This is a genomic window from Amycolatopsis pittospori, assembly GCF_013870525.1.
In the GTDB taxonomy this organism is placed as follows: Bacteria; Actinomycetota; Actinomycetes; order Mycobacteriales; family Pseudonocardiaceae; genus Amycolatopsis; species Amycolatopsis pittospori.
This window is the reverse complement of record NZ_JACBXD010000062.1, coordinates 25,002-46,182: the sequence shown is the minus strand read 5'-3', so window position 1 is coordinate 46,182 and position 21,181 is coordinate 25,002. Positions and strand designations below refer to the sequence as shown.

Sequence of the window (21,181 nt, the reverse complement as noted above, 5' to 3'; positions counted from 1 at the left end):
GGCGCGCTCGGCCTGCCGGGGATGGACCCCGAGCTGGCGGTGCAGGCACTCGGGGTCAGTGTGGCCGCCGGGCGGCCGTCCGTGATCGTGGCCGACGTGGACTGGGGCCGGTTCGCTCCGTTGTTCAGCGGCACCCGTGGCGCCCGGCTGCTGGCCGAGTTGCCGGAGGCGGCGATCGCCGAAACCGGCGAACCGGCCGAAGCGGCACCGGGACTGCTCGACGGCAAGCTCGCCGGGCTGTCCCGGCCACAGCAGGAAACCGTGCTGATGGACCTCGTGCGGGCCGAAGCCGCCGCGGTGCTCGGATATCCCGGGCGTGACTCGGTGGCCGCCGACCGGGCCTTCCGCGACCTCGGATTCGACTCCCTGACCGCGGTGGAGCTGCGGAACTCCTTGGAGGCCGCCACCGGGCTGCCGCTGCCGAGCAGCCTCGTCTTCGACTACCCGACCCCGTCGGTGCTGTCGGCCTGGCTGTGCGCCGAACTCGTCGGCCATACCCCGGCCGCGGCCGAACCCGCCGTGCTCGCCGGCCGTGCCGACGAGCCGATCGCGATCGTCGGCATCGGCTGCCGGTTCCCCGGCGGGGTCCGCTCGCCGGAGGAGTTCTGGAGCCTGATCGCCGACGGCCGCGACGCCGTCGGCGGTTTCCCCGCCGACCGCGGCTGGGACCTGGACCGGCTTCACCACCCGGGCGACGGGGCCTCCGGAGGCTCTGACGCCAAGGAGGGCGCGTTCCTGCACGGCGCCAGTGAGTTCGATCCGGCGTTCTTCGGGATCTCCCCGCGGGAGGCGCTGGCGATGGACCCGCAGCAGCGGCTGGTGCTGGAGACCTCGTGGGAGGCCTTCGAGCGGGCCGGGGTCGACCCGGAGTCCATGCGAGGCAGCCGGACCGGCGTGTTCGTCGGCTCCAACGGCCAGGACTACCTGACGCTGGTGCTCGAAGCCGAGGAGAACCTCGAGGGCTACCGCGGCACCGGCAACTCGGCCAGTGTGATGTCCGGCCGCGTCGCCTACGCGCTGGGGCTGGAGGGACCGGCGGTCACCGTCGACACGGCGTGCTCCTCGTCGCTGACGGCGCTGCACTGGGCTGTGCAGGCCCTGCGCGCCGGGGAATGCGAGCTGGCGCTGGCAGGCGGGGTCACCGTGATGTCGACGCCGGGCGCGTTCGTGGAGTTCTCCGCCCAGGGCGGGCTGGCCGCGAACGGCCGGTGCAAGGCGTTCGCCGAGGGCGCGGACGGTACCGGCTGGGGCGAGGGCGTCGGGATGCTGCTCGTGGAGCGGCTGTCGGACGCCGAACGCCACGGTCACCCCGTGCTGGCGCTGGTGCGCGGGAGCGCGATCAACTCCGATGGCGCGTCGAACGGGTTGACCGCGCCGAACGGTCCTTCGCAGCAGCGGGTGATCCGCGCGGCGCTGGCGAGTGCGGGCCTCGGACCGTCCGATGTGGACATGGTGGAGGCACACGGCACGGGTACGGCGTTGGGTGATCCGATCGAGGCGCAGGCGTTGTTGGCGACCTACGGGCAGGATCGGGACCAGCCGCTGTGGCTGGGTTCGGTGAAGTCCAACATCGGCCACACCCAGGCCGCGGCGGGCGTCGCCGGGATCATCAAGGTCGTCATGGCCCTGCGGCACGACCTGCTGCCGAAGACGTTGCACGTGGACGAGCCCACCTCGCAGGTGGACTGGTCGGCCGGTGCGGTGTCGCTGCTGACCGAGGCCCGGCCGTGGGCGGAGAACGGACGTCCCCGGCGCGCGGCGGTTTCGTCGTTCGGCATCAGCGGGACCAACGCGCACACCATCATCGAACAGGCTCCGCCGCCGGTTCCGGCCCCGGCGCCCGCGGTGCCGTCCGTACCGTCGGACACAGTGCCGTGGGTGCTCTCCGCCCGTGACGAGCCCGCGCTGCGGGCAAGGGCCGCCGAACTCAAGTCCTTTGTGGAGTCCGGTGCGCCCGCTGTCGCGGACGTCGCCTTCTCGCTGGCCGTCGACCGGTCCGCGATGGACCATCGCGCCGTGGTGACCGGCGGGGACCGTGCCGAGCTGCTGCGGGCGCTCGACGTCGTCGCCGAAGGCGGCTCGGCGCCGGGGATCGCCCGTGGTGTGGTCTCCACCGGCCGGACCGCCTTCCTGTGCACCGGCCAGGGCGCGCAGCGGCCGGGGATGGGCCGCGAGCTGAGCGCGGCGTTCCCGGTGTTCGCCGAGGCGCTCGCCGCGGTCTGCGCCGAGTTCGACCGGTACCTCGACCTGCCGCTGCTGGAGGTGATCCTGAGCGATCCCGCGTCGCTGAACCGGACGGAGTACACCCAGCCTGCCCTGTTCGCCGTCGAAACCGCGCTCTTCCGCCTGCTGGAGTCCTGGGGGGTGCGGCCCGGCTACCTGCTCGGGCATTCCGTCGGGGAGCTCGTCGCGGCCCATGTGGCCGGCGTGTTCTCGCTGGCGGACGCCTGCAAACTGGTGGCCGCGCGCGGCAGGCTGATGCAGGAGCTCCCCTCGGGCACCGAAGGAGCGATGGTCGCCGTCGAAGCGACCGAGGACGAGGTGCGAAGCCTGCTGGAGAAGGCCGACAGTGAGATCGACATCGCCGCGATCAACGGTCCGCGGTCCGTGGTGCTCTCCGGCGCCGACGCCGCGGTGTCCGCGGTGGCCGATGAGTTCGCCGGGCAGGGCCGCAAGACCAAGCGGCTGGTGGTGAGCCACGCGTTCCACTCCTCGCTGATGGACCCGATGCTCGAAGAGTTCGGTCGCGTGCTCGACACGATCGTCTTCCACGAACCCGAGATCCCGGTGGTGTCCAACGTGACCGGTTCGCTCGGCGGTGAGCTGGCCACGCCCGCTTACTGGGTTTCGCATGTCCGCGAGGCTGTGCGCTTCGCCGACGGGGTGGCGACGCTGGCCGCCGCGGGGGTGACGAAGTTCGTGGAGCTCGGCCCGGACGGCGTGCTGACCGCGATGGCGCAGGGATGCCTGCCCGACGGGGAAGCGCTGTTCGTACCGGTGTTGCGTGGCGACCGCCCGGAAGCGCGGACCGCGGTGACGGCCGTCGCGGCGCTCTACGCCCATGGCGCGGCGGTGAGCTGGCCCGCGTTGCTCGACGGCAACCGGGTCGACCTGCCCACGTACCCGTTCCGTCGGGACCGGTACTGGGTTTCCCCCGCCGCACCCGGCCAGTCCGTGGCGGACGCGGTGGACGAGCGGTTCTGGGCGGCGGTGGACACCGGGGACCTCGAATCGCTGACCGGCCTGACGGCCGCGGGCGGCGACCAGTCGCTGAGCAGTGTGCTGCCGGCGCTCTCCGCCTGGCGGCGCGGGCAGCGGGATTCCTCCGTGGCGGAAGGCTGGCGCTACCGCGTCGGCTGGACGCCGGTCGGTGTCACCGGTGGCAGGCCGACCGGCCGGTGGCTGGTGGCCTGCGAGGCGGACGACCCCACGGCGACCGCGCTCGCCGCCGAACTGGACGCCGAGCTGGTGTCCGATGTGACCGGCCGGGACGGCTGGGCCGCGCGGCTCACCGAGGCGGGCGCGGACGGCGTGCTGTCCTTTTTGGACGCCGCCGCCACCCTGGCACTGGTACAGGCGATGGTGGACATCGAGAGCGCCGGGAAGGTGTGGTCCGTCACCCGCGGTGCGGTGTCCACCGGGCCTGCGGACCGGCCGGACGCGCCGGAGCAGGCGCTGGTGTGGGGGCTGGGCCGGGTCGTGGCGCTGGAGCTGCCCGAAGTGTGGGGTGGCGTCGTCGACCTGCCCGCCGACCTGGGCGACGACACGCTGACCGCGTTGCTCGGGCTGCTGGCCGACGGGACCGAGGACCAGGTGGCGGTGCGGTCCGGCGGCGTGTTCGCCCGGCGGCTGACGCCTGCCGCTCCGGCGGTTCCCGGGCCTTGGTCGATCTCCGGTACGGCGCTGGTGACCGGGGGCACGGGCGCTCTCGGCGGGCACGTCGCCCGGTTGCTGGCCCGGCGCGGCGCCGGCCACCTGGTACTGGTGAGCCGCCGTGGCGCGGAGTCCCCCGGTGCCGAAGAACTGGCAGCCGAGCTGCGGGACCTCGGTGCCGAGGTCACCTTGGCCGCTTGCGACGTCGCGGACCGGGCGGCGACGGCCGTCCTGCTCGACGGTCTGCCGGACCTCTCGGTCGTCGTGCACGCCGCGGGGCTGGCGCAGTCGACGGCGTTGCCGGACTGCACCGAGGCGGAGTTCGCGGCGGTGATCTCCGCGAAGGTCGACGGCGCGGTGAACCTGCACGAGCTCACGAAGGAAAGGTCGCTGTCCGACTTCGTCGTGTTCTCGTCGATCGCGGCCACCTGGGGCAGCGGCGGGCAGAGCGGTTACGCCGCCGCGAACGCGTTCCTCGACGCCCTTATCGAGCAGCGTCGTGCCGACGGGCTCCCGGGGCTGGCGATCGCCTGGGGTCCTTGGGCAGGCGGGGGCATGGCCGAGGGCGAGGCAGGCGAGGGGCTGGCGAAGCGGGGATTGCGGGCACTGGCCCCGGAGCGCGCGCTGACCGCGTTGGAGCAGGCACGGGAGGACGTCACGGTGACCGTCGCCGACGTGGACTGGAGCCGGTTCGCCCCGGTGTTCACCACGCGGCGGCCGAGCCGGCTGCTCACCGGGTTGCCTGAGGTCCGCGAGCTCGTCGAGGACGATCCCGTGGCGGACGAAGACAGCTCGGCCGGCCTCCGCGACAAGCTGGCCGCGATGGAACCGGCGGAGCAGACCAGGACCGTGCTCGAACTGGTGCGTGCCGAAGCGGCGACGGTGCTCGGGTACGGCGGCACCGAGGCCATCGAACCGGGCCGGGCGTTCCGCGAGCTGGGCTTCGACTCGTTGACCGCGGTGGATCTGCGCAACCAGCTGCGGGCCGCCACCGGGCTCACGTTGCCCGCCACGCTGGTCTTCGACTACCCGAAGCCCGCCGTGCTGGCCGACTATCTGCTGGAGCAGCTGCGGTCCGGGGACAGTACGGGTGTGGACGGCCTGTTCGGGCAGCTGGACCAGCTCGATGCCACCCTGGCGCGGCTGGCGGCCGACCCGGAGGTGCTCGGCTCGGTCACCGCGAGGCTGAACGCCGCGCTGGCGAGGTTGACGGGGAACGGGGAGACCGAGGAGGAGTCGGCGGTCGCCGACCTCCTGGACGAGGCCTCGGACGACGAGATCTTCGCGTTCATCAACAACGAGCTCGGCAGGTAATCGGCGTCCCCGCGGGCGAATTCCTTCGGGAATTCGCCCGCGGGGAAATCGTGAAAACAAATTGTTTGCGCTATGCTTTTCCGGAAATGGCAGTCGAGAATAATGGTGGACAATACGCAGGTCGTCGGCCTGTGTCGCTGATGTGCGGTACCTAGGGGTTACCTAGGGGTTGTCGCCCCCGTCGCTCGTCGAATACTTTTTTCTTTGGTTCCCGGTACCGAGATCGATCGTGCCGGTCAAGGGTGTATTCGTGGTCTGCGGTGATCGAGGTGGCTCAGATTGGCCAGTGAAGAAAAACTTCGCGAGTATCTCAAGTTGACCACCACTGACCTGCATCAAACGCGCAGGCGGCTGCGCGAACGGGAAGTGGCCGAGCAGGAGCCGATCGCCATCGTCGGCATGGGCTGCCGGTACCCCGGCGGGGTCCGCACGCCGGAGGAGCTGTGGGACCTGGTGCTGGCGGGTACCGACGCGGTCGGCGGCTTCCCCGGCGACCGTGCCTGGGAGCTCGACCAGCCGGGGTTCGCCAAGCTCGGCGGGTTCGTCGACGACGCCTCCGGATTCGATCCCGCGTTCTTCGGCATTTCCCCGAGGGAAGCACTCGCGATGGACCCGCAGCAGCGGCTGCTGCTGGAGACCTCCTGGGAAGCCTTCGAGCGCGCGGGCATCGTCCCCGACGCGGTGTCGGGTGCGCGGGTCGGCGTGTTCATGGGCACGAGCAGCCAGGACTACGCCGCGGTCCTGCGCACCTCCGCCGAGGACACCGAGGGCCACCTGCTCACCGGCAACGCCGCCGCCGTGGTGTCCGGGCGGCTCTCCTACACCTTCGGCCTGGAGGGCCCCGCGGTCACGGTCGACACCGCCTGCTCGTCCTCGCTGGTCGCGATCCACCTCGCCGTGCAGGCCCTGCGCCGCCGCGAGTGCACGATGGCGCTGGCGGGCGGCGTGATGATCATGTCCACGCCCGGCGCGTTCCTGGAGTTCTCCGCGCAGGGCGGGCTGGCCGCCGACGGCCGGTGCAAGGCCTTCGCCGAGGGTGCCGACGGCACGGGCTGGGGCGAAGGCGTCGGCGTGCTGTTGGTGGAGCGGTTGTCGGACGCGCAGCGGCTCGGTCATCGGGTCTTGGCTGTGGTGCGTGGCAGTGCGGTGAACCAGGATGGTGCGTCGAATGGTTTGACGGCGCCGAATGGTCCGTCGCAGCAGCGGGTGATCCGTTCGGCGCTGGCCAGTGCGGGACTCTCACCGTCCGATGTGGACGCTGTCGAGGCACACGGTACGGGTACCGCGCTGGGTGATCCGATCGAGGCGCAGGCGTTGCTGGCGACTTATGGCCAGGACCGGGACCGGCCGTTGTGGTTGGGTTCGGTGAAGTCGAACCTGGGTCACACGCAGGCCGCGGCGGGTGTGGCGGGCGTGATCAAGATGGTCATGGCCCTGCGGCACGGAAAACTGCCGAAGACGCTGCACGCCGACCAGCCTTCGTCCCATGTGGACTGGACGGCGGGTGCGGTGGAGCTGCTGACCGAGGTCCAGGACTGGCAGGCGGGCACCACCCCCCGCCGGGCCGGGGTGTCCGCTTTCGGCATGAGCGGGACCAACGCGCACGTGGTGGTCGAAGAGGCTCCGGCGGTCGAACCCGTCGTCACGGTGCCTGCGCCGGTGACGCCGTGGGTGTTGTCGGCGAAGTCGGCGGGCGCGCTGACCGAGACCGCCGCCCGGCTCGCCGACTTCGCCGCCGACCGTGACTCCGCTGGTGTCGCGGCGGGGCTGACCGGTCGTTCGGTGTTCGAGCATCGCGCGGTGCTGGTCGGTGAGGATCAGGCTGGTTTGGCCGCCGCGTTGGCGTCGGGCGGGTTGCCTGCTGGTGTGGTGCGTGGTTCTGGCTCGGGTGTTGAGCGTGTGGTTTTTGTGTTCCCTGGTCAGGGTTCGCAGTGGCTGGGGATGGCCTCGGCTCTTCTTGGTGAGAGCCCGGTCTTTGCTTCGCGGATGGCGGAGTGTTCCGAGGCGTTGAAGTCCTTTGTGGATTGGTCTCTGTTTGAGGTGTTGGGCGACGAGGCTGCTTTGACCAGGGTTGATGTTGTTCAGCCGGTGTTGTGGTCGGTGATGGTGTCGCTGGCCGCAGTGTGGCGCTCGCTCGGTGTGGTCCCGTCGGCGGTGGTGGGTCATTCGCAGGGTGAGATCGCCGCTGCGGTGGTCGCGGGTGGTTTGAGCCTGGAAGACGGCGCGCGCGTGGTGGCGTTGCGGAGTCAGGCGATCGCCGCCGAGCTGGCTGGTCTGGGTGGCATGTTGTCGGTGGCCGCTCCGGTGACGGAGGTCGGTGAGGGTGTGTCGATCGCGGCGGTGAATGGTCCGAACGCGGTCGTGTTGTCCGGTGACCCTGAAGCGTTGGCCGAGGCGAAGGCTCGCTACGAGGCTGAAGGCATTCGAGCCCGGTTGGTCGCGGTGGACTACGCGTCGCATTCGGCTCATGTGGAGCGGATCGAGACGGAACTCGCGGAGTTGCTGGCCCCGGTGACCCCGCACACGGGCGACATACCGTTCTATTCCACTGTGGACTCCCGATGGCTGGACACGGTCGAGTTGACGGGTGGTTATTGGTATCGGAATCTGCGTCAGACGGTGCGGTTCGCCGACGCGGTGGAGCACCTGGCTGCCGAGGGTCAGCAGATGTTCGTCGAAGTCAGCGCTCATCCGGTGTTGACGATGGCGATAGAGGACACCGTGGATGTCCCGGTGGTGGGCACGTTGCGTCGTGACGAGGGTGGGTTGGACCGGTTCCTGCTCTCCGCGGGTGAGGCGTTCTGCCATGGTGCGGACGTCGACTGGCGAACTCTCCTCGGCGAGGCCGGGACTGTTCCCGAAGACCTGCCCACGTACCCGTTCCAGAACGAGCGCTACTGGCCGACGAGTTCGCCCGCGCTGCACGGCGACGTCGCCGGCGCCGGGCTCGGCGCCATGGGACAGCACCCGTTGCTCCGCGCCGTGGTCGAAGTGGCCGGAGGCGACGAAGTCCTGCTCACCGGACGGCTTTCGCTGAGCACCCACCCGTGGCTGGGCGAGCACGTGGTGCTGGGGCGGGTGTTCCTGCCGGGCACCGCTTTCGTGGAACTGGCGGTGCAGGCGGGTGACCGGGTGGGCTGCGCCAGGGTCGAGGAGCTGACGGTCGAGGTGCCGTTGGTGCTGCCCGCGACCGGCGGCGTCCAGGTGCAACTCGTGGTCGGCGCGGCCGACGACACGGGTGCGCGTGGCCTGGTCTTCTACTCCCGGGAAGAGGAGGGGATGCCGTGGACGCGACACGCCTCGGGCGCCCTCTCACCGGACCCGGGCACGGCCGAGGGCCTGCACACCTGGCCACCCGCGAAGGCCGAGCCGGTCGACATCGACGGCCTGTACGCCGGACTCGCCGGTGTCGGCCTCGAGTACGGTCCGGTCTTCCGTGGCCTGCGCGCGGTGTGGGAACGCGGGGACGAGGTGTTCGCCGAGGTCGAGCTGCCGCGTGAGGAGCACGCCGGCGCGGGCGACTTCGGGTTGCACCCCGCGCTGCTCGACGCCGGCCTCCACGCATTGGGCGCGGTGTCGTTCGGCGGTGGCGGGGCGTACCTGCCGTTCTCCTGGACCGGCGTGTCCCTCCACGCGACCGGCGCACAGGCGTTGCGGATCCGGCTGACCCGGCACGCGGGTGACAGCGTGTCACTCCTGGCCGCCGACGGCGCGGGAAATCCCGTCGCCGCGGTGGAGTCCCTGGCGCTGCGGCCCGCCTCGGCGGCGGGAGCCGGGCGGTCGAAGAACCTGTTCCGGGTCGGCTGGGAAACCCTCCCGCTGCCCGATGCCGAGTCGGCCGTGCTGCCGGTGTACCCGGAACTGGCCGACGGCGAGCCCGTGCCGGACACCGTCCTGCTGCACTGGGAGGACGTCGAAGGTGATCCACATCGGACAGTCCACAAGGCATTGGAAGTGGTGCAGGACTGGCTGACGCAGGAGCGGTTCGCAGGCTCACGGCTGGTCTTCGTGACCAACGGCGCGATCGCCGCGGACCCCGGTGAGGACGTACCGGACTCCGCTTCGGCGGCGGTCTGGGGCTTGGTGCGCTCCGCGCGTTCGGAGAACCCCGGCCGCTTCGCGCTGGCCGACGTCACCGGTTCCGCCGATCTCGGCCTGCTCGCCGCGGCGCTGGCCACCGGTGAATCCGAGCTGGCCGTGCGGGACGGCGTCGTGCTCGTGCCGCGTCTGGCACGTGTCGTCCAGGGTGAGACGCCGGAGGGACTCGGCGGGGACGGGACCGTGCTGATCACCGGCGGTACCGGCAACCTGGGTGGACTGGTGGCGCGGCACCTCGTCACCGAACACGGGGTGCGTCACCTGCTCCTGCTCAGCCGTCGCGGGCCCGACGCCGACGGAGCGAGCGAGCTGGCCGGCGAACTGACCGGACTGGGCGCCGAGGTCAGGGTGACCGCTTGCGACGTCGCCGACCGCGAGCAGCTCGCCGCGGTCCTGCGCGGGCTGGACCGGCCGCTGACCGGTGTCGTGCACACCGCGGGCGCGCTGGACGACGGTCTCGTCGACACGCTGACCCCGGAACGCGTCAGCGCCACCTTCCGGTCCAAAGTGGACTCGGCGGTGCACCTCGACGAACTCACCCGCGACCTCGACCTGGCCCTGTTCGTGATGTTTTCGGGAGCCGCAGGGGTCTTCGGCGCCGCTGGGCAAGCGGGTTACGCCGCCGCCAACGTCTTCCTGGACGCACTGGCCCATCGGCGGCGCGCCGCCGGGCTCCCGGCCACCTCACTGGCATGGGGCCTCTGGTCACGGCTCGGTGGCATCACCGGGCATCTCGGCGAAGCCGACGTCGCGCGGCTCAGCCGTGACGGGGTCGAGGGACTGGGCGAAGCCGAAGGGCTTGAGTTGTTCGACGCGGCACTGGCCGCGGACGAACCGCTGCTGGTCCCGATCCGGCTCCAGACCGACGGCCTGCGCGGCGCGAAGGGCGAAGTCCCGCGGTTGCTGCACGGCCTGGCCGGCATCCGGCCGGGACGCGGCAAGGCGGTGGCCGGCACCGGACTCGGCGACGCGACCCTGCGGCAACGGCTCGCCGCGCTGTCCGAGGCCGAGGCTGAACGCGTACTGCTCGACCTCGTCCGCGCCGAAGCCGCCGCGGTTCTCGGTTACCGTTCGGCCGAGGCGATCGAACCCGATCGCGCGTTCCGCGAGCTGGGCTTCGATTCGCTCACCGGCGTCGACCTCCGCAATCGGCTCAACGCCGTCACCGGAGTGCGGTTGCCGGCGACGACGGTCTTCGATCACCCCGCGCCCGCCGTGCTGGCGCGGTTCCTGCTCGGTGAGCTGGCCGGTTCGACCCCGGCCGAACGGTCGGTGGCCACCAGGGCGCGGGCGGACGACGAGCCGATCGCCATCATCGGCATCGGCTGCCGGTTCCCCGGCGGGGTGGCTTCGCCGGAAGACCTCTGGGAGCTGCTGACCGCCGAGACCGACGCGGTCGGCGGGTTTCCCACGGACCGTGGCTGGACCACCACCGCGGACGAGTCCTACACGCCCCAAGGTGGTTTCCTCTACCACGCCGCCCAGTTCGACCCCGGCTTGTTCGGCATCTCGCCGCGGGAAGCGCTCGCGATGGATCCGCAGCAGCGAGTGCTGCTGGAGACCGCTTGGGAGGCGTTCGAACGCGCCGGGATCACCCCGGCGCAGGTCCGGGGAAGCCAGGCCGGTGTGTTCGTGGGCGCCGCGGCACAGGGTTACGCGGTGGGCGCCGAGGCGCCCGACGGGGTGCAGGGCCACGTGCTGACCGGCACCACGCCCAGCGTCGCGTCCGGAAGGATCGCCTACAGCTTCGGGCTGGGAGGCCCGGCGATCACCGTCGACACCGCTTGTTCCTCTTCGCTGGTGGCACTGCATCTGGCCGCACAGGCGCTCCGTAAGGGCGAATGCGAACTCGCCCTGGCGGGCGGGGTCACCATCATGTCCACCCCGAACGCGTTCGAGGAGTTCGGCGCACAGGGCGGGCTGGCGGCGGACGGCCGCTGCAAGCCGTTCGCCGATGCCGCCGACGGCACCGGCTGGGGCGAAGGCGCGGGCATGCTGCTCGTCGAGCGGCTGTCGGACGCTCAGCGCCACGGCCACCGGGTGCTGGCCGTGATCCGCGGCAGTGCGATCAACTCCGACGGCGCCTCGAACGGGTTGACCGCGCCGAACGGTCCATCGCAGCAGAGGGTGATCCGCGCGGCCCTCGCGAGCGCCGGACTGGAACCGTCCGAAGTGGACGCTGTCGAGGCGCACGGCACCGGGACCGCACTGGGCGACCCGATCGAGGCGCAGGCGTTGCTGGCGACTTACGGACAGGACCGGGAAGAGTCGTTGTGGCTCGGGTCGGTCAAGTCCAACCTCGGGCACACCCAGGCCGCGGCGGGGATGGCCGGGGTGATCAAGATGGTCATGGCCCTGCAGCACGGCGTCTTGCCCAAGACGCTGCACGTGGACGAACCCTCCACTCAGGTGGACTGGTCCGCCGGTGCGGTGGAACTGCTCACCGGTGCCCGTGCGTGGCCGGACACCGGCCGTCCCCGGCGGGCAGGCGTCTCGTCCTTCGGGATCAGCGGGACGAACGCGCACACGATCCTCGAACAGGCCCCGGCCGTCGAGCCGGCCGCCGACCCGCGGCTGCCCTCGGTGGTGCCGTTCGTGCTGTCCGGCAAGACCCCGGCGGCCCTGCGGGCACAGGCCGGTCGTCTTCTGTCCACTGAGGATGGGGAGCTTGCGGACGTGGCCTTCTCGCTGGTCACGACGCGGTCGGCGTTGGAACACCGCGCCGTGGCCCTCGGCGCGAACCGGGACGAACTGCTGACCTCGCTCACCGCGCTGGCGGCAGGCACCTCCTCGGCCGACGTCGTCACCGGGGCGGTTTCCCGTGGCCGTTCGGCGTTTTTGTTCGCTGGTCAGGGTTCTCAGCGGGTGGGTATGGGGGCGGAGCTGTATGCGGAGTTCCCTGTTTTCGCTGAGGCTTTTGATGCTGCGTGTGAGTTTTTGCCGTCGTTGGGTGATCTTGGTCGGACGGAGTTCGCGCAACCGGCTCTGTTTGCTTTGGAAGTCGCGCTGTATCGGCTTGTCGAGTCGTGGGGTGTGCGTCCCGATTTTGTGATGGGTCACTCCATCGGTGAGATCGCGGCCGCGCATGTTGCTGGTGTGTTTTCGTTGGAGGACGCGGGCAAACTGGTGTCGGCTCGTGGTCGCCTGATGCAGGCGTTGCCTGCTGGTGGGGTGATGGTCGCGATCGAGGCGACCGAGGACGAGTTCGTGTTGTCGCCCGAGTTCGGGATCGCGGCGGTGAATGGCCCGAATTCGGTGGTGATCTCCGGGGTCGAGTCTGTGGTTTCCCGGATTGCTGAGGAGTTCGCGGCTAAGGGTCGTAAGACGAAGCGTCTTGAGGTGAGTCATGCGTTCCATTCGCCGTTGATGGAGCCGATACTCGCCGAGTTCGCCGAAGTGCTCGACGGGATCACGTTCAACGCGCCGGAGATTCCGCTGGTGTCCACTGTGTCCGGTGGTCTCGGTGCTGATTGGGCGTCGCCGGGGTATTGGCTGGATCATGTGCGTCGGTCGGTGCGTTTCGCCGATGGTGTGGGAATTCTCGCTGCGCAGGGTGTGACATCGTTCGTCGAGTTGGGCCCGGACGGTGTGCTGAGCGGGCTGGCGCAGGGTTGTCTTCCTGACGCCGAGGCCCTGTTCGTGCCGCTGCTCCGTGGTGACCGGCCTGAGGTCCGCACCGCCATGACCGCGCTGGGCGCGCTGCACACCCGGGGCACCGAGGTGGACTGGACCGCGCTGGTCAACGGAAACACGGTGGACCTGCCCACCTACGCCTTCCAGCACGAGCGTTTCTGGCTGGAGCTGGGCAGCGCCACCGCGTCCCCGATGGACGACGTCGACGCGGCGTTCTGGGACGCGGTGGAGCGTGAAGACCTGGAGTCGCTGTCGAAGTCCCTGGCGATCGAAGCCGGTCAGCCCTTGGACAGCCTCGTGTCTTCGTTGTCCGCGTGGCGCCGGAAGCGTCGTGAGTCTTCTGTGGTCGAGGGTTGGCGGTATCGGGCGGAGTGGGTGCCGGTGCGGGTGCCTGAAGCCCGGCCGGAGGGCGAGTGGTTGGTGCTGTCACCGGAGCCTTTGCCGGAAGGTGACGCTCTCGCGAGTCTCGGCGAGGTGGTCGTCGCCGACAAGCCGGATCTCTCAGAGTTGTTGGTGCCTGGTCGTTTCGCCGGTGTTGTGTCTTGTTTGGATGCTGCGTCGACGTTGCTGGTGGTGCAGGCCGCGGTGGGTACGGGCTCGAAGGTGTGGGCGGTGACCCGGGGTGCGGTGTCGGTCGGCCGGTCGGATCGGTTGTGGGCGCCGGAGTCGGCGCAGGTGTGGGGTTTGGGCCGGGTCGCTGCGTTGGAGCATCCCGAGGTGTGGGGTGGGTTGATCGATCTGCCGGCTTCGGGTGACGACCGGGTGCTGGGTCTGCTGGCCGGTGTCGAGGATCAGGTGGCGGTTCGGGCGTCGGGTGTGTTCGCGCGTCGTTTGGTGCGGGCCGGTGCTGCCGGTCAGGAGCCGTGGGCCTTGAGTGGTACGGCGTTGGTGACCGGTGGGACCGGTGCGCTGGGTGGTCAGGTGGCGCGGTGGCTGGTCGAGCGGGGTGTCGAGCATCTGGTGCTGGTCAGTCGTCGTGGGGTCGCTTCACCGGGGGCTGAGGATCTCGCGGCGGAGTTGCGCGAGTCGGGTGCCACGGTCACCGTGGCGGCCTGTGATGTGGCTGATCGTGCGGCGGTGGCCGAGCTGGTCGGCGGGCTGCCGGATTTGTCGGTGGTGGTGCACGCGGCTGGTGTCGCCCAGTCGACACCACTGGTGGACTGCGGCGAGGAAGAGTTCCGTGCGGTGGTGGCGGGGAAGGTCGCGGGTGCGGTCAATCTGCATGAGCTGACCGAGGGCCTTGACGCGTTTATTGTGTTTTCGTCGATCGCGGCGACGTGGGGCAGTGGTGGTCAGTCTGCTTATGCGGCGGGTAACGCGTTCCTGGACGCGCTCGTCGAACAGCGTCGTGCCGATGGTCTTGCGGGCCTGTCGGTGGCGTGGGGTCCGTGGGCCGAAGCGGGGATGGCTGTCGGAGAAGCAGGTGCGCAGCTGGCCAAACGTGGTTTGACGGCGTTGGCTCCTGAGCGGGCGTTGGCGGCGTTGGAAGGTGCGAAGCACGACACGGCGGTGACCGTGGCTGATGTGGACTGGGCCCGGTTCGCGCCGGTGTTCACCTCCCGGCGCCCCAGCCCCCTGCTCACCGAACTGCCGGAGGCGGCGGGCATCCAGGTCGAAACCCCCACCTCTGGACTGCGGGAGGAGCTCGCCCGGCTGGACCGCGCCGGGCAGCTGGCGACCCTGCTGGACCTGGTGCGGACCGAGGCCGCCGCAGTGCTCGGGTACACCGGCCCGGACGTCGTCGAGCCGAACCGTGCCTTCCGTGAGCTGGGTTTCGACTCCCTGACCGCGGTGGAACTGCGCAACCGGATGGTCCCGGCGGTCGGTCTGGACCTGCCGACCACCCTGGTCTTCGACTATCCGAACCCCCTCGTCCTGGCCGGGCACCTGCTCGACGAGCTGGTCGGCGGCTTGGCCGAGGTGACCACCGAGCGGTCTGTCATGGTGGACGGCGAGCCGATCGCGATCGTCGGTATGGCGTGCCGGTTCCCCGGCGCGGTGGAGAACCCCGAGCAGCTGTGGCAGCTGGTCGCGGACGGGGTGGACGCCGTCGGCGACTTCCCGGCGGACCGGGGCTGGGATCTGGAGACGCTCTACAACCCCGATCCGGAGAACCCTGGCACCACCTACACCCGCGACGGTGCCTTCCTCGACACCGCCGCGCATTTCGATCCGGCGTTCTTCGACATCTCGCCGCGTGAAGCACTGGCGATGGACCCGCAGCAACGGCTCCTGCTGGAGACGTCGTGGGAGGCCTTCGAACGCGCGGGGATCGACCCGGCGTCCGTCCGGGGGAGCCGGACCGGTGTGTTCGTCGGTTCCAACGGGCAGGACTACCTGGTGGTGCTGGCCGGTGCCGAAGACAGCCACGACGGTCACCTCGGCACGGGCAACTCGGCCAGCGTGATGTCCGGCCGGGTCGCGTACACCTTCGGGCTGGAAGGCCCGGCGGTCACGGTCGACACCGCCTGTTCGTCTTCGCTGGTGGCCCTGCACTGGGCCGTGCAGTCCCTGCGCAGCGGCGAATGCGAGATGGCCCTCGCCGGCGGGGTCACGATCATGTCCACCCCGGGCGCGTTCGTCGAGTTCAGCGCCCAGCGCGGCCTGGCGGCCGACGGCCGGTGCAAGGCGTTCGCCGACGGCGCCGACGGAACGGGCTGGGGCGAAGGTGTCGGGATGCTCCTGGTCGAGCGGCTGTCGGACGCCCGGCGCAAGGGGCATCACGTCCTGGCCGTGGTGCGGGGCAGCGCGGTGAACCAGGATGGCGCCTCGAACGGCTTGACCGCGCCGAATGGTCCTTCGCAGCAGAGGGTGATCCGCGCGGCGCTGGCCGACGCCGGGCTTCGAGCGTCCGAAGTGGACGCTGTGGAGGCGCACGGCACGGGGACCTCGCTGGGGGACCCCATCGAGGCGCAGGCGTTGCTGGCGACCTACGGACAGGATCGCGAGGAGCCGTTGTGGCTCGGGTCGGTCAAGTCCAACGTCGGGCACACCCAGGCCGCCGCCGGGGTGGCGGGCATCATCAAGATGGTCATGGCCATGCGGCACGGCGTGCTGCCCAAGACCCTGCACGTGGACGCGCCGTCGGCACAGGTGGACTGGTCCGCGGGCGCGGTCGAGCTGCTCACCGAAACCCGGGACTGGGCGGAAAACGGGCATCCCCGCCGGGCCGCGGTGTCCTCGTTCGGTTTCAGCGGGACGAACGCCCACACCATCCTGGAACAGGCACCCGCCGAGGCGGTCGTCCCGCCGTCGGGCACGAGGATTCCTTCCGCCCTCCCGCTGGTGGTGACGGGCAGGACGGCCGCGGCCGTGCGGGCACAGGCGGGCAGGCTGGCCGCGGCCATGGAACAGGGCACGGATTCGCTGCTCGACCTGGCCTACTCGCTCGTCTCTTCGCGGACGTCCTGGGAACACCGGGCCGTCGTCGTCGCCGAGGACCGGTCCGCCGCTTCGCGTGCGCTGCACGGCCTGGCCGAGCGCGGCACCGACCCTTCGGTGGTGGAAGGCACCTCGGTCGGCGGAAAGCTGGCCTATCTGTTCACCGGTCAAGGCGCCCAACGACTCGGCATGGGACGCGAGCTGTACACCGAGTTCCCCGTGTTCACCGAGGCGTTCGACGAGGCTTGTGCCCATTTCGACCGGTACCTGGACAAGCCGTTGCGGGAGGTGGTGTTCGGCGAGCCCCAGCTGCTGGATCAGACCGTTTACACGCAGGCGGCCTTGTTCGCCGTCGAGACCGCGCTGTTCCGGCTGCTGGAGTCCTGGGGAATCCGGCCGGACTTCCTGCTGGGTCACTCGCTCGGTGAACTCGTCGCCGCGCACGTGTCCGGGGTGTTCTCCCTCGCCGACGCCTGCGCGCTGGTCGCGGCCCGCGGCAGCCTGATGCAGGCGCTGCCGGTGGGCATCGGCGCCATGGTCGCGCTGGAGGCCACCGAGGACGAGGTGCTGGTGCAGGTGAAGAACGCCGCCGGCGCGGTGGACATCGCCGCCGTCAACGGGCCGCGGTCCGTGGTGGTCTCGGGCGAGGTTGCCGCGGTGCTGCGGATCGCGGACGAGTTCTCCGCGCAGGGCCGCAAGACCAAGCGGCTGCCGGTCAGCCACGCTTTCCACTCGCCGCTGATGGAACCGATGCTCGCCGAATGGGAGAAGGTCCTCGGCGGACTGACCTTCCATGAGCCGCGTATCCCGATCGTGTCCAATGTGTCCGGTGCCGTCACCGGCGAACAGGCCACGCCCGCGTACTGGGTCGGTCATGTCCGGGAGGCCGTCCGTTTCCTCAACGGCGTGGAGACCCTCGCCGCGCACGGCGTGACGAAGTTCGTCGAGCTGGGACCGGACGGCGTCCTGACCGCCATGGCACAGGGTTGCCTGCCCGCTTCGGACGCGGTGTTCCGGTCCGTGCTGCGGGCCGACCGGCCGGAAGCGCGGAGCGCGATCACGGCGTTGGCCGGGTTGTCCGTGGACGGCTCCACAGTGGACTGGGAGTCGGTGTTCGACGGTACCGGTGCCCGGACCGTCGACCTGCCGACCTACGCCTTCCAGCGCGTGCCCTACTGGCTGGAGACCACCTCCTTCAGTGGCAAGGCGGAACCCGCGCTGCTCGGGCTCACCGCCGAGGACCACCCGTTACTGGGGGCCGCCGTCGAGCTGGCCGACGGTGACGGGGTGGTGCTGACCGGCCGCGTGTCCGTGCGGACACACGGCTGGATCGCCGACCACGTCATCCTGGGCCGGGCGCTGGTCCCGGGTACCGCACTGGTGGACCTCGCCGTCTCGGCTGGCGACCGGGCGGGCTGCGGCCACCTCGAAGAGCTGACCTTGCAGGCACCGTTGGTGCTGCCGGAAACGGACGGGGTGCAGCTGCAGGTCGTGGTCGGGGAACCGGACGACGAAGGCAGGCGCGTGCTCTCGATCCATTCGCGGTTCGACGGCGCGGCCGCCGACGGGGTGTGGACCAGGCACGCCACGGGAGCACTGTCGGTGCGGGCCGAGGAACCCGGCGCCGGACTGACGGAGTGGCCGCCCGCCGGCGCGCGCCGGGTGGACGTCACCGGCCTCTACGAAGGACTGGCGGAGGCGGGTTTCGTCTACGGACCGAGCTTCCAGGGCCTGCACGACGTCTGGGTGCGGGACGACGAGGTGTTCGCGAACGTGGCGTTGCCCCCCGAAGCGGCCGGTGAGGCCGGGCGCTTCGGGCTGCACCCGGCGTTGTTCGACGCCGGTCTCCACGCGTGGGCCCTGCGTGAGGACGCGCCCGAGGGTGGGCGTATCCCGTTCGCCTGGTCGGGCGTGTCCCTGTTCGCGGTCGGCGCGGCCGCGGCCAGGGTGAAACTGACCAAGACCGGCGCGGACTCGCTGTCGATCGAGGTGGCGGACAGCACGGGACGGCCGATCGCTTCGGTGGACTCGCTGGTGCTGCGTGAAGTGTCCGAGGAGTCGTTGCCCAACGCCGGCGACTACGCCGACAACAACCTGTTCCGCTTGATGTGGGAGCCGGTCACCCCGGCGGACGCGGCGCCCGAGTGGAGCACGTTGCGGGGCTTCGACCTGAAGTCGGTGGGCGCGAGCGTGCCACCGATCGTGGTCGTGGACTGCGCGGCCGTCGGCCGGGATACGACCGAACTGACCTCTGCTGTACTGGCACTCGTCCAGGAATGGCTTTCGGACAAGGCCTTTGCCGATGCGCACCTGGTTGTGGCGACCCACCGGGCGGTCGCGGCGAGCACCGGCGAGGACGTGCTGGACCTCGCGGCCTCAGGGGTGTGGGGTCTGCTGCTGAGCGTGCAGAGCGAACATCCGGACCGGGTGACCGTGGTCGACGTGGACGAGGACCCGAAGTCCCTGGAGCGCGCGTTGGCGGTCTCCGGCGAACCTCGGCTGGTCGCGCGCGGTGGCGACGTCTTCGCCGCGAGGCTGGACCGGGCTTCGGGGTCGGCCGACCTGGCGCCGCCGATCGGCGAGGCACTGTGGCGCTTGGACAGTGTCGGCAAGGGCACGTTGTCGAACCTGTCGTTGGTGTCCTGGCCGCAGGCCGGGGATCCGTTGGGTGATCTGGACGTCCGGGTCGAGGTGCGGGCGGCGGGGGTGAATTTCCGTGACGTGCTGAACGCGCTGGGCATGTATCCCGGCGACGCGGGTCTGATGGGTATCGAAGGTGCCGGTGTGGTGCTGGAGGTCGGCTCCGGCGTCACGGGGCTGGTCCCTGGAGACCGGGTACTGGGGCTGCTGTCGGGGGCGTTCGGGCCGGTGGCGGTGACGGACTCCCGGATGCTGGCACGGATCCCGGCCGAATGGTCCTTTGTGGACGCCGCGTCGGTTCCGATCGTCTTCCTCACGGCGTTCTATGCTTTGCGTGATCTGATGGATGTCCGTTCCGGTGAGGCGGCGTTGATCCACGCGGCCGCGGGTGGTGTGGGTATGGCCGCGGTGCAGTTGGCCCGGCATTGGGGTGTCGAGGTCTTTGCCACGGCGAGTGCGGCGAAGTGGGACGCGGTTCGTGCGCTGGGTGTTTCCGACGACCACCTGGCGTCGTCGCGGGATACCGGTTTCGAGGCGAAATTCCTTGAGGTGACCGAGGGTCGTGGTGTGGATGTGGTCCTCGACGCGTTGGCGGGTGAGTTCGTCGACGCCTCGTTGAGGCTGTTGCCGCGGGGTGGCCGGTTCGCGGAGATGGGCAAGACGGATGTCCGTGAGCCGGGGCAGGTCGCGGCCGATTACCCCGGCGTCCGGTACCAGGCGTTCGATCTGGTGGAGGCCGGTCCGGTGCGGATCGGTGAGATGTTGGCCGAGTTGGTGGGGTTGTTCGAGGCTGGTGTGCTTTCGCCGTTGCCGTCTCGGGTGTGGGATGTGCGGCAGGCGCCGGAGGCGTTCCGGTTCATGTCGCAGGCGAGGCATGTGGGCAAGGTTGTCTTGAGTGTGCCGCGCTCCCTCGATCCTGCGGGGACGGTGTTGATCACTGGTGGTACCGGGAATTTGGGTGCTTTGGTGGCGCGGCATGTGGTCGATCAGGGTGCTCGGAAGCTGTTGTTGGTGAGTCGTCGTGGTGTGGCGGCTCCGGGTGCGGATGCTTTGATCGATGAGCTGACCGGTCTGGGTGCCGAAGTGTCCGTGGTGGCGTGTGATGTGGCTGATCGTGATGCGCTGGCCGAGGTTCTGTCTACTGTGGATTTGACGGCCGTGGTGCATACCGCTGGTGTGCTGGATGACGGCATCGTGGAGTCGTTGACTCCTGATCGTGTTGCCGGGGTACTGCGTCCTAAGGCGGATGCGGCGTGGAATTTGCATGAGTTGACGAAGAGCCTTGATTTGGCTGAGTTCGTGGTGTTTTCGTCGGCGTCGGGTGTGTTCGGTAATCCGGGGCAGGCGAATTACTCGGCGGCGAATGTCTTCCTGGACGGGCTTGCGGCTCATCGTCGGGCGAACGGTTTGCCGGGGTTGTCGTTGGCGTGGGGCCTGTGGGACCAGGAAAACGGCGGCATGGGTGGGACGCTCAGCGCCGCGGACCGTGCCAGGGTTTCCCGGTCGGGTAGCGGTGCGTTGAGTCCGGAGCAGGGGATCGCGCTGTTCGACGCGGCTCGTGCTCGCGCGGACGCGGTCTTGGTGCCGTTGAACCTGGACTTGGGTTCGGGACAGGCGTCGGCGGATGAGGTACCGCCGCTGCTGCGCGGTCTCGTCAAGGTGGTGACCCGCCGGGCGACGGTCTCGTCGGTCGGCGACACCACGGCGACCCTCGGGGCACGCCTCGCGGGGCTGACCACGGCCGAACAGGACGAGACACTCGTCGAGGTGGTCCGGGAGCAGGCCGCGTTGGTCCTCGGGTACCACGACTCGGACTACGTGGAGCCCGACCGATCCTTCCGGGAACTCGGTTTCGACTCGCTGACCTCGGTCGAGCTGCGAAACCGGCTCAACGTGGCCACCGGACTGAAACTGAGCGCCACCCTCGTCTTCGACTATCCGACGCCGTCGGCACTGGCCGAGTACCTGCGTGGCGAACTCGTCGACGAAGAGGTCGCTCCCGGCGTGGACGCCGAGCTCGACCGGCTCTCCGGCGCGCTCGCCGTCTTCACCGCGGACCGGCGCGAACGTGAGCGGATCGGCGCCCGGCTGGCCGCGATCCTCGCCGACTGGAACGACGGAAGGCGCGGACCCGAGGACGACGGCGACGGCGACCTCGAGGAAGCCACCGCTGACGAATTGTTCGACTTGCTGGACAAGGGTTTCGGCAACTCCTGACCTGCTCGACCCCAGATCCCGATCG

At 70.2% G+C, this 21,181-nt stretch carries 1 protein-coding gene and 1 pseudogene; both read left to right on the top strand.

All coding sequences use genetic code 11. The features are described from left to right. Nucleotides 1-12 precede the first annotated feature (12 nt). Nucleotides 13-5,187 (top strand): annotated as a pseudogene (locus tag H5J31_RS28415) (type I polyketide synthase); the annotation flags it as partial. A gap of 279 nt (nucleotides 5,188-5,466) precedes the next feature. Further along, nucleotides 5,467-21,156 (top strand): type I polyketide synthase, encoded by a 15,690-nt coding sequence (locus tag H5J31_RS28410; protein ID WP_181775723.1) that lies wholly within the window; start codon nucleotides 5,467-5,469, stop codon nucleotides 21,154-21,156. Nucleotides 21,157-21,181 lie beyond the last annotated feature (25 nt).